The sequence below is a fragment of the Dyella sp. KRB-257 genome (assembly GCF_049445995.1).
Classification (GTDB): Bacteria; Pseudomonadota; Gammaproteobacteria; order Xanthomonadales; family Rhodanobacteraceae; genus Dyella_A.
The window spans coordinates 117184-126716 of the sequence record NZ_JBMSDZ010000011.1; the positions used below are offsets into that span (position 1 = coordinate 117184).

7 protein-coding genes are annotated in these 9533 nt (G+C 67.4%); 6 read left to right on the plus strand and 1 reads right to left on the minus strand.

Translation table 11 applies throughout. The features are described 5' to 3' along the window. The first annotated feature begins 123 nt into the window (after positions 1–123). From ACO2Q2_RS10690 to typA, 3 genes are all read left to right on the plus strand, one after another. Positions 124–1521: a GntP family permease gene (locus ACO2Q2_RS10690; protein WP_423255759.1), complete on the plus strand. Its 1398-nt coding sequence runs from the start codon at positions 124–126 to the stop codon at positions 1519–1521. A gap of 348 nt (positions 1522–1869) precedes the next feature. Next, positions 1870–2562, plus strand: coding sequence for a lipase (locus ACO2Q2_RS10695; protein ID WP_423255760.1), 693 nt, complete (start codon positions 1870–1872; stop codon positions 2560–2562). Positions 2563–3117: 555 nt separating this feature from the next. Further along, positions 3118–4950, plus strand: a complete 1833-nt coding sequence (gene typA / locus ACO2Q2_RS10700; protein WP_423255761.1) for a translational GTPase TypA — start codon at positions 3118–3120, stop codon at positions 4948–4950. A gap of 163 nt (positions 4951–5113) precedes the next feature. Here typA and ACO2Q2_RS10705 read toward each other — a convergent pair whose 3' ends face one another. Continuing rightward, on the minus strand, positions 5114–5725 hold the full coding sequence (locus tag ACO2Q2_RS10705; protein WP_423255762.1) for a class I SAM-dependent DNA methyltransferase: 612 nt from the start codon (positions 5723–5725) through the stop codon (positions 5114–5116). 112 nt (positions 5726–5837) lie between these two features. Here ACO2Q2_RS10705 and ACO2Q2_RS10710 point away from each other — a divergent pair, with 112 nt between their 5' ends. The 3 genes from ACO2Q2_RS10710 to ACO2Q2_RS10720 all read left to right on the plus strand — a co-directional run bounded on the left by ACO2Q2_RS10710 (position 5838) and on the right by ACO2Q2_RS10720 (position 9126). Further along, positions 5838–6125 (plus strand): hypothetical protein, encoded by a 288-nt coding sequence (locus ACO2Q2_RS10710; protein ID WP_423255763.1) that lies wholly within the window; start codon positions 5838–5840, stop codon positions 6123–6125. A 221-nt stretch (positions 6126–6346) separates the two neighbouring features. Next, positions 6347–7906: a DUF1800 domain-containing protein gene (locus ACO2Q2_RS10715; protein WP_423255764.1), complete on the plus strand. Its 1560-nt coding sequence runs from the start codon at positions 6347–6349 to the stop codon at positions 7904–7906. A 17-nt stretch (positions 7907–7923) separates the two neighbouring features. Then, positions 7924–9126 (plus strand): DUF1501 domain-containing protein, encoded by a 1203-nt coding sequence (locus ACO2Q2_RS10720; protein ID WP_423255765.1) that lies wholly within the window; start codon positions 7924–7926, stop codon positions 9124–9126. The last annotated feature ends 407 nt before the right edge of the window (positions 9127–9533 follow it).

Here is a 9533-nt window from a genome sequence, read left to right on the forward strand (position 1 = left end):
CGGCAAGCCTAGGCAGCGCGGGCACGCGGCACACTTGTACCTTCGTACAGTGCCCGCGGCGGCGGCGCACCTCGATACTCCGGTCCCCATCGTGACTCCCGCCACCGCCGAGGAACCGCAAGGATGGCCTTCCTGATCGTGCTCGCCGCGCTGTGCTTTTTGATGTTCGCGGCGTACCGCGGCTACAGCGTCATCCTGTTCGCGCCGATCGCCGCGCTCGGCGCCGTGCTGCTAACCGAACCCTCGCTGGTGGCGCCGATCTTCACCGGCCTGTTCATGGAGAAGATGGTCGGCTTCCTCAAGCTGTACTTTCCGGTGTTCATGCTCGGCGCGCTGTTCGGCAAGCTGATCGAGCTGTCCGGTTTCTCCAAGGCGATCGTCGCAGCCACCATCGGCCTGGTGGGGCGCGGCCGGGCGATCCTCTCGATCGTGCTGGTGTGCGCGCTGCTCACCTACGGCGGCGTGTCGCTGTTCGTGGTGGTGTTCGCGGTGTACCCGTTCGCGGCGGAACTGTTCCGCGCCAGCGACATTCCCAAGCGGCTGATCCCCGGCACGATCGCGCTGGGCGCGTTCACCTTCACCATGGACTCGCTGCCGGGCACGCCGCAGATCCAGAACATCATCCCCACCGCCTTCTTCGGCACCACCGGCTGGGCCGCGCCGTGGCTGGGCACGATCGGCGCGGCGTTCATCCTGGTCGTGGGCCTGAGCTATCTGGAATGGCGCCGGCGCAAGGCCGCGGCGGCGGGCGAAGGCTACGGCACCGAGCTGGTGAACGAGCCGGTGCCGTTCGAGCACGGCAAGCTGGCCAATCCGCTGCTGGCGGTGCTGCCGCTGGTGCTGGTCGGCGTGGTGAACAAGCTGCTCACCGAGCTGATCCCTCGCCTGTACGGCGCCACCAGTTTGTTCGTGCCGGCGGTGATCGGCGAGCAAAAGCCGGTGGTGCAGGAGATCTCCAAGATCGCCGCGATCTGGGCGGTGGAAGGCGCGCTGCTGGTGGGCATCCTGTGCGTGCTGGCCAGCGCCTGGAAGCCGGTGACGCAGCGCTTCGCCGAGGGCAGCAAGGCGGCCGTCGGCGGGGCGCTGCTGGCCTCGATGAACACCGCCTCCGAATACGGTTTCGGCGCAGTAATCGCCGCCCTGCCCGGTTTCAAGCTGGTCGCCGACGGGCTGCGGGCGATCCCGTATCCGCTGGTCAACGAGGCGGTCTCGGTGACCGCGCTGGCCGGCATCACCGGCTCGGCCTCCGGCGGCATGAGCATCGCGCTGGCCGCGATGGCCGACACCTTCATCCACAACGCGCAGGCCGCCGGCATCCCGATGGAGGTGCTACACCGCGTCGCCGCGATGGCCTCCGGCGGCATGGACACGCTGCCGCACAACGGCGCGGTGATCACCCTGCTGGCAGTGACCGGGCTCACCCACCGGCAGTCGTACAAGGACATCTTCGCGATCACCGTGATCAAGACGCTGGCGGTGGGAGTGGTGATCGCGGTGTATGCAGTGACGGGGGTGGTTTGAGCATCGGTCGAAGCGGCATGCGCCCGGTTTCCGCCTGACTCCTCCCTAGCCGTCATCCCGGCGAAAGCCGGGATCCAGTGACTTTCGCTGTTCCACCATCCGTCACAAACCAAAGACGCTGGATGACCGGCATTCGCCGTTGAAAAGCGCTTCCGGCTTTCGCCGGGATGACAAGCAAAAAAGCGAAAAACGGAAAAGCAAAAGCAAAAAGCAAAAGGCAAAACCCCAAGCCCCGACATCCCTCCCCCGGCGCGCAAGCACCGCGATGTCGCTACCCATCCGGCACCGCGCATCCGCGCGGCGCCATCCGCCTCGTCCGCGAGGCTGTAGCGAAGGAGGAAACACGCAATGTCGATCAAGCACGTCCTGCTCGCCCTACTGCTCCTGATACCCGCCATGGCGGCGCACGCCGTCTGCCACGACACCGTGGTGATGGTCCACGGCAACACCGGCAGCCCCGGCGATTTCGTCAACACCTACAACCTGCTGCGCCAGAACGGCTGGACCGATGCGCAAATCGTCCGTCCGTCCTGGGGCAACCCGTACTGCGCCGCCTGCAACGACCACAGCGGCAGCGAAGAGACACCGGTGAAGAACGCCATCGCCAGCGCCATCGCCAACTCGTGCTCGGGCAAGATCGACGTGATCGGCCACTCCATGGGCGTGACCCTGGCCATGCGCGAGATCGACAAGCTCGGCGTGGCGGCCAAGGTGAACACCTTCATCGGCATCGCCGGCGCCGTGCACGGGCTGTGGAGCTGCGGCGTGTATCCGTACAACGTCTACACCAGCACCTGTGGCACCTACGGCCTGTCGATCCACAGCCCGTTCCTGGACTCGATAGCCGGCCACCGCTTCGGCGTGCACATGTACTCGTTCAAATCCTGGATCGACGAGATCAACTGCTACGGCGGCGTGTGCACCGTGGACGGCGTGCACACCTCGTCGATCCCCGGCGAGGACCGTAGTCTCGACTACCCCTACGGCCACTATCAGCTGCTGTGGTACACCGCCGCCGACCAAATGGCCCTGGTCCGGTAGGAGTGCACCCTGTGCGCAACCGGCCTCCCGCCACCTGACCAAGAGCATTCGCCCACAGGGTGGGCTCCTACAAAAGCCCCGCCCCGGTAGGAGCGCACCCTGTGCGCGACCGGCCTTCCGCCACCTGACCAAGAGCGTTCGCCCACAGGGTGGGCTCCTACAAAAGCCCCACCCCGGTAGGAGCGCACCCTGTGCGCGACCGGCCTTCCGCCACCTGACCAAGAGCATTCGCCCACAGGGTGGGCTCCTACAAAAGCCCCGCCCCGGTAGGAGCGCACCCTGTGCGCGACCGGCCTTCCGCCACCTGACCAAGAGCATTCGCCCACAGGGTGGGCTCCTACAAAAGCCTGCCTGTAGGAGCGCATCCTGTGCGCGACCGCGCCGCGCCTGCCCTGATCGGCCGAATCTCCCCCCGGCGCACCGGGCGGCCGATGGCCCGCCTGAACCGCCATGCGCGGCAGCGCAGCAAGTTGTCACACAAGCCCGTATAATCCCGCGGTTAATCCTCAGCCCACCTTTCAGGCGGCCCTTACGGCGCCCGCCGAGCCTTTACCCATGTCCATCGAAAAGCTGCGCAACATCGCCATCGTCGCCCACGTCGACCACGGCAAGACCACCCTCGTCGACCAGTTGCTCAAGCAGTCGGGCACGCTCTCCGAGCGCACCGTGCTGGCCGAGCGCGTGATGGACTCCAACGACCAGGAAAAGGAGCGCGGCATCACCATCCTGGCCAAGAACACGGCCATCACCTGGAATGGCAACCGCATCAACATCGTCGACACCCCCGGACACGCCGACTTCGGCGGCGAGGTGGAGCGCGTGCTGTCGATGGTGGACACCGTGCTGATCCTGGTCGACGCGATGGACGGCCCGATGCCGCAGACGCGCTTCGTCACCCAGAAGGCGTTCGCGATGGGCTTCAAGCCGATCGTGGTGGTCAACAAGATCGACCGCCCCGGCTCGCGCCCGGAGTGGGTGGTGGAGCAGGTGTGGGATCTGTTCGATCGCCTCGGCGCCACGCCCGAGCAGATGGACTTCCCGATCGTCTACGCCTCGGCGCTGAACGGCTACGCCTCGCTGGACGAGAACGCCCGCGAAGGCGACATGACCCCGCTGTACGAAGCGATCATGCAGCACGCGCCCAAGCCGGAAGTGGACCCGGACGGCCCGTTCCAGATGCGCATCAGCCAGCTCGACTACAACAACTTCGTGGGCGTGATCGGCATCGGCCGCATCCAGCGCGGCGTGCTGAAGAAGAACATGCCGGTGGCGGTGATCGATCGCCACGGCAAGAAGCGCCAGGGCAAGGTGCTGCAGGTGCTGGGCTTCATGGGCCTGGAGCGGATCGAACAGGACAGCGCCGAGGCCGGTGACATCGTCGCCATCTCCGGCATTGCCGACCTCACCATTTCCGACACCCTCTGCGCGCTCGACAGGCCCGAGGCGCTGCCCGCGCTCACGGTGGACGAGCCGACCATCAGCATGACCTTCCAGGTGAACAACTCGCCGTTCGCCGGCAACAAGGACCTCTCCGGCGGCAAGTTCCTCACCAGCCGCCAGCTCAAGGACCGCCTGGAGCGCGAGCAGGTGCACAACGTGGCGCTGAAGGTCGAGCAGGGTTCGGACGCGGACAAGTTCCTGGTCTCCGGCCGCGGCGAGCTGCACCTGTCGGTGCTGATCGAGAACATGCGCCGCGAAGGCTACGAGCTGGCCGTGTCGCGCCCGGAAGTGATCATCAAGGAAATCGACGGCCGGATGATGGAGCCGTTCGAGCAGCTGGTGGTGGACGTGGAAGAGATCCACCAGGGTCCGGTGATGGAGCGCCTGGGGATACGCAAGGGCCAGCTGAAGAACATGGAGCCGGACGGCAAGGGCCGCGTGCGCCTGGAGTACATGATCCCGGCGCGTGGCCTGATCGGCTTCCAGAACCAGTTCAAGACCCTCACCCAGGGCTCGGGCCTGCTGTTCCACGTGTTCGACCACTACGGCCCGAAGGAAGAAGGCCAGATCGCCAAGCGCCCCAACGGCGTGATGATCGCCAACGCCGGCGGCACTACCCCCGCCTACTCGCTGGGGCCGCTGCAGGAGCGCGGCAAGCTGTTCGCCGCCGAAGGCGACAACGTGTACGAAGGCCAGCTGGTGGGCATCCACGCCAAGGACAACGACCTCACCGTCAACGCGATCAAGCCCAAGCCGCTCACCAACATGCGCGCCTCGGGCAAGGACGACGCGATCCAGCTCACCCCGGCGATCAAGTTCTCGCTGGAACAGGCGCTGGACTTCATCGACGACGACGAGCTGGTGGAAGTCACCCCCAAGGAAATCCGCCTGCGCAAGAAGCACCTCACCGAAAACGACCGCAAGCGGGCCTCGCGCTCGGGCGGCTGATCGGCCGCTTCATCGCTGCACGAAGAAGCCGCCCTCGGGCGGCTTTTTTTTGGGGTCTTCGTGAAATCGTGTGGGTAGATTCACTCGATTTCACGAAGACCCTATCTTCTTTCCGGATTGGATCTGCCGACGCAACAGGACGCGTCGAATGCAGCCCCCCAACTCACACTGCTACCACCTGCGCCCGCTCCAACGCCGCCACCCGCCGCTCCAGCCTTGGCCCCAGATAGCAATGCGATCCGCACGGCAACAGCCCGGCCTGCTGGAACTCGCGCAGGTACCAGTGCGGGGTACGGGCGACGAAGCCGGTGAGGTCGCCGGCGGGATCGTCGGCGCGGGTGAACACTTCGAGGAAGGCGATGCCTTCGAGCATGTCGACGATGCCGCCGAGGCCGGCGCGGATTTCGGCGGGCTTGAGGTAGTGCAGCACGTCGGTGCAGACGATGAGGTCGAAGCGGGTGTCGAAGCGCAGGTATTCGAGCTGGCCGAAGGCGGCCAGGCCGATGTTGCGGCTGCGGCCGTAGCGGTTCACGACGTATTCGCTGGCATCCAGGCCGCGGTAGTCGATGCCCGGGCGCAGTGCCTTGAGTGGCGCGCGCCACGGCGCCTCGCCGCAGCCCACGTCGAGCACGCTGCGGATGGGGCGTCCCAAGTAGTACTCGGCCTGCGCCACGGCCAGCGCCACCTTGCGGCGCAGCTCGGCGGGCGAGGCGACGGTGTGGTCCGGGTGGCGGTACCACTTGTCGAAATAGGCGCGGTCGTAGGTCTTGGGCACGGCGGGCATCCAGGCGGTCAGCGCGCATGGTAACCGCCGTCGCCGCGGCATCACTCCGCTCCCACGCAGCCGGGTGCAGCATGCAGACCCCACCCACCGAGGAGTACGCCCCATGCCCATGGTCCGCATGCGTCTGATCGGCAGCCGCGACGACGCCGACACCGTGATCAACGCCCTGCACGGCATCGACGGCATCGAGCACGTGGAAGAAGTGGACGATCTTGCCCCCACGATGCGCGACGACTCCAGCTCCAGCGAGCTGGTGGACGACAGCGAGGGCCACGTCTACTGCGTGGAAGTGCGCGCGCCGAATGCCAACCGCGTGGACGCGGTGCAGGGCGTGGCCGAATTCATCGGACGCGAGCGCGGCATGGTGGTGGAGTTCGTCGACGAGTTCTGAGCGGGTGGCGCCGGCGGTTTGGGTGGGCTTGCGCGGCGAGCGTCGCGGCTGAAGCCGCTCCCACAGGGGGCGGGCGGGGCCCGGGAAGGGATGGGAAGCGCCTTTCGGCAGCGCAGGCTTTTGCGAAGGCTGAATGCCGCGGTGCGCCGTCCTTTCGTGCGTACACCGCCGCGCGTCAGCCGCGTTGACCTGCGCATCGCCCCTTGCACGGATGGCTTCGCATGCGTCACACCCTCGCCGCCCTCTCCCTCGGTTTGCTGCTCGCCGTGACTGGCGCTGCGCCGGCACTCGCCGATACCACCAACGTCACGCTCTTCCATGACGACATCGCCTGGCTGCGCCGGGCCAGCTTCGGCGTGGACAGCGCGACGCTTGCGCGCTATCGGCAGCTTGGCCGCGAAGGCTGGCTCGATGAGGCACTCGCCGATCGCGACGACACCCTGCCGCCGCCCATCCAGCAGTTGCTGGACAGCTACGACGCGATCAACACGCCGCCGCTGGAGCTGTTGAAGCGCTACCGCGACGCGCTCAAGCAGGTAAAGACGATGCCCAACGGCGACGCCAAGATGGCGGCCAGGAAGGCCGCGCAGAAGGATGGCCGCCAGCGGCTGCGCGAGGCCCAGCAGGCCGAGCTGCTACACGCCATCTACGGCAGCAATCCGCTGAAAGAGCAGATGGTGTGGTTCTGGTTGAACCACTTCAGCGTGTACGGCGCCAAGGGGCCGGTGAAGCTGCTGGCGGCGGACTACGAGGAGCACGTGATCCGCCCGCACGCGCTGGGCAAGTTCCGCGACCTGGTGATGGCCACGCTGGAAAGCCCGGCGATGCTGGTGTACCTGGACAGCGCGCAGAACGCCAAGGGCAAGGTCAACGAGAACTACGCGCGCGAACTGATGGAGCTGCACACGCTGGGCGTGGGTAGCGGCTACACCCAGCAGGACGTGCAGCAGCTGGCGCTGATCCTCACCGGCGTGGGCGTGGCGCGTCCGCGCCAGATGGAACGCGGACGGCGTTTCGCTCGCTTCGGCGGCGCGCGGCCGGGCGTGGTGCAGCGCGGCCTGTTCGAGTTCGACCCGGCCCGCCACGACGACAGCGACAAGACCTTCCTCGGCCATCGCATCCGCGGCGGCGGCTTTGAGGAAGTGGAGCAGGCGGTGGACCTGATCGTCAGCCAGCCGGCCTGCGCGCGCTTCGTGTCGCGCCAGCTGGCGCAGTACTTCGTGGCCGACGATCCACCGCCCGCGCTGGTGGACGCGATGGCGCACACCTTCCAGCGCACCGACGGCGACATCGCCGCCGTGCTGCGCACGCTGTTCACCTCGAAGGAACTCACCGCGACCGCCGGCGGCAAGTTCAAGGACCCGATGCAGTTCCTCGTCTCGGCGATGCGCGTGAGCCTGGACGGCCGCCCGATCGGCAACGCGCAGCCACTGGTCGGCGCGCTGCAGCAGATGGGCGAGCCGCTGTACGGCCGCATCACGCCCGACGGCTGGCCGCTGGACAGCGCGAGTTGGTCCGGCTCGGGACAGATGGCCAAACGCTTCGACATCGCCGGCATGATCGGCAGCGGCCGCGGCCGGCTGTTCGCGCCCGATGACGACGGCAGCGGCCCGATGCCAATGCGCACGCGCCCCACCCCGCCAGCGCTGAACGGCCCGCTCTACGAGGAAACCATCGCGCCCTGGCTGTCACCCGCCACGCAGGCCGCGCTGGCCAAGGCCGCCTCGCCGCAGGAGTGGAACACCTTCCTGCTGTCCTCGCCCGACTTCAATTACCGCTGAGAGAAGAGGCCCACTCCATGGATCGTCGCCAGTTTCTCCGTGCCACCGCCGCTGCCGCGCTCGCCGCCCCGGCGCTGTCGTTTTCCAGCCGCCTGTTTGCCGCGCCCGCCAGCACGCCGCGTTTTCTGCTGGTGTTCCTGCGCGGCGGCTACGACTGCAACAACCTGCTGGTGCCCACCGGCAGCGACTTCTATTACGAATCCCGCCCCACGTTGGCGATCGCCCGACCCGACGCCGGCAATCCGGACAGCGCCCTGCCGCTGGACAGCCACTGGAGCCTCAACCCGGTGCTGCGCGATTCCATCTACCCGCTGTGGCAGAAGAAGCAGGTGGCCTTCGTGCCGTTCGCCGGCACCGACGACCTCTCGCGCAGCCACTTCGAGACGCAGGACAACATCGAACGCGGCGAGCCGCTGGATCACACCGGCAACTACCGCTCCGGCTTCATGGCGCGGCTTGCCGGCCAGCTCAACGGCACGCCGGCGATCGCCTTCACCAGCAACCTGCCGCTGAGCTTCCAGGGCGCGGCGAAGGACATCCCCAACATCTCGCTCAAGGGCAACACCAAGGCGCACTTCAACGATCGCCAGGCGGACATCCTCGTCAGCATGTACCGCGGCACCCCGCTCGCTTCGGCTTCCGCCGACGGCCTGGCCCTGCGCAAGAACGTCAGCCAGGACCTGATGCAGGAGATGGCCGCCGCCAGCCGCGGCGCACCCAGCGCGCGCAACTTCGCCACCGAGACCCGGCGCATCGCCACGCTGATGCGCGAGCAGTACCGGCTGGGCTTCGTCGACGTCGGCGGCTGGGACACCCACGTCAACCAGGGCAGCGTGACCGGCGGCCTGGCCAACAACCTGCGCAACCTGGGCGAAGGCCTCGCCGCCTACGCCGACGCGCTGGGCGACGAGTGGAACCACACCACGGTGGTGGTGCTCTCGGAGTTCGGCCGCACCTTCCGCGAGAACGGCGACAAGGGCACCGACCACGGCCACGGCACCACCTACTGGGTACTCGGCGGCGGCGTGCGCGGCGGCCGCATCGCCGGCGAGCAGGTGGCCGTGACCCATCCCAACCTGCTGCAGAACCGCGATTACCCCGTGCTCAACAACTACCGCGACGTGCTCGGCGGCCTGATGGCGCGCCTGTGGGGCCTGCGCCGCGATCAGCTGCAGGCGGTGTTTCCGCAGGCCCGGCCGAGCGACCTAGGGCTGGTGTGAGGCGTCAGCCTTCGATGCGCTGGTAGGTGGCCTGCATCACCGGCTCCCAGCTCGCGCCCTGGTCGAAGGAGCTGGCCAGTTCGAGGCGAAAGTGGCGCGCGTCGAGCGGCGTGTAGCGATGCTGCGTCTATCCACGCTGCGCCTTTCTCCCTCTCCCCCGAACAGCTTCATCGTTCGGGGGGAGAGGGCCGGGGTGAGGGGGGCTTTTCGCTTTCCGGCGATAAGCGCCACGCTGATGAGCCACCAACATCCCAAGCCCCCTCACCCAACCCTCTCCCCCGAGCAAGCTCAGGGGAGAGGGCTAAAGCAGCGAGCGCCGTGCCAGCCCGAAGCCCGCGCCTTTCTCCCTCTCCCCCGAACAGCTTCATCGTTCGGGGGAGAGGGCCGGGGTGAGGGGGCTTTTCGCT